This window comes from Corallococcus sp. 4LFB, from assembly GCF_046520365.1.
Lineage (GTDB): Bacteria > Myxococcota > Myxococcia > Myxococcales > Myxococcaceae > Corallococcus > Corallococcus caeni.
In genome coordinates, this window is record NZ_JBKGHJ010001071.1 from 1 (window position 1) to 1,023 (window position 1,023).

The window sequence follows — 1,023 nt, forward strand, 5'->3', positions numbered from 1 at the left end:
TGCGCGATGGCGGCGGCGGGGGCACCGGCGCGATGGTGGGGTTCTTGTCCGTGGGCGCGTCCGCCTGCGCGACGGCGGCGGCCAGGTTCACCGCGGCCACGGCGGCCGGGTTCTCCAGGCGGATGGTGGTGCCACCCACGCGGACCTCGTCACCGAAGGACACCTGCCCCTTGTTGACGCGCTTGCCGTTGACGTAGGTGCCTTCGACGCTGCCCATGTCGATGATGGACATGGAGCCGTCTGCGGCCACTTCGATGACGGAGTGGATACGGCTGACCTTGTCGTCCTCCAGGCACAGGTGCGCGGAGGACAGACGGCCAATCTTGATGATGTCGCGCTCGTAGTCCTTGGAGGCGACCAACGTGTCGCCCTTGAAGACCTTGAGTGTCAGGGGTACGGCCATGGACGGCTCCCGGTAGGCTTTGGCGCTCTTGGACAACGGTGCTGGCGGAAGGTTCCCGCCGTCAGTTCGTGGAGGGGGATTACAGCTCGCCCACGGACTGCATCACCTTGTCCTCGAAGTCTTCGCGGATGCGGATGAGGTTGGAGTGCTTCACGGTCTTGCGCGCCTCGACGTACTCGCCATCCGGCTTCGTGAGGTCACCTTCGATGGTGTCGTCCTCGAAGTCGATGTTGGTCGTCTTCTGCATCCTGGCGCCGCCACCCTCACCCTGCGCCTTGCCGCCCTCGTCCTGGGCGAAGGCCGGGGCCACCGACAGCGTCACGCACAGCATCAGCCACTTCCGCATCCTGCCTCCACGTGGGGCCCCTTCCGAAGGCCCACTGGTGTTTCCGCATGGCGGCCCCCGCCATCAGCGCGGGGGCTCTCAAGGTTCGCATCTTCCCGAGCCGCGCCGCCAGCGTGAAGCCACTGGCGGGCGTCTCCCACATCACAGCAGGTCGTCGGTGGGCTCGTCGGAGTCCACCGGAGCTGCATTCTTCTGGGCAGGCGCCGTCTGCGTCCCCGCGGCGGGGGTAGCGGCCGGCTGCGCGCCCGTCGCGGAGGCCGGCGTGGCCTGCGGG

At 68.0% G+C, this 1,023-nt stretch carries 2 protein-coding genes; both read right to left on the bottom strand.

What is annotated here, in order from left to right:
* Positions 1-403 (bottom strand): FHA domain-containing protein (locus ACLEQD_RS44115; RefSeq protein WP_410391891.1); only part of this gene is annotated, 403 nt, incomplete at its 3' end.
* A 79-nt stretch (positions 404-482) separates the two neighbouring features.
* Positions 483-749 carry an adventurous gliding motility protein CglF gene (gene cglF, locus ACLEQD_RS44120; RefSeq protein ID WP_171414040.1) on the bottom strand — a complete coding sequence of 89 codons (267 nt, stop codon included), beginning with the start codon at positions 747-749 and terminating at the stop codon, positions 483-485.
* Positions 750-1,023 lie beyond the last annotated feature (274 nt).

Coding starts and splice junctions, on each gene's coding strand:
- cglF (WP_171414040.1), bottom strand. CDS start 749: ATGCGGAAGTGGCTGATGCTGTGCGTGACGCTGTCGGTGGCCCCGGCC.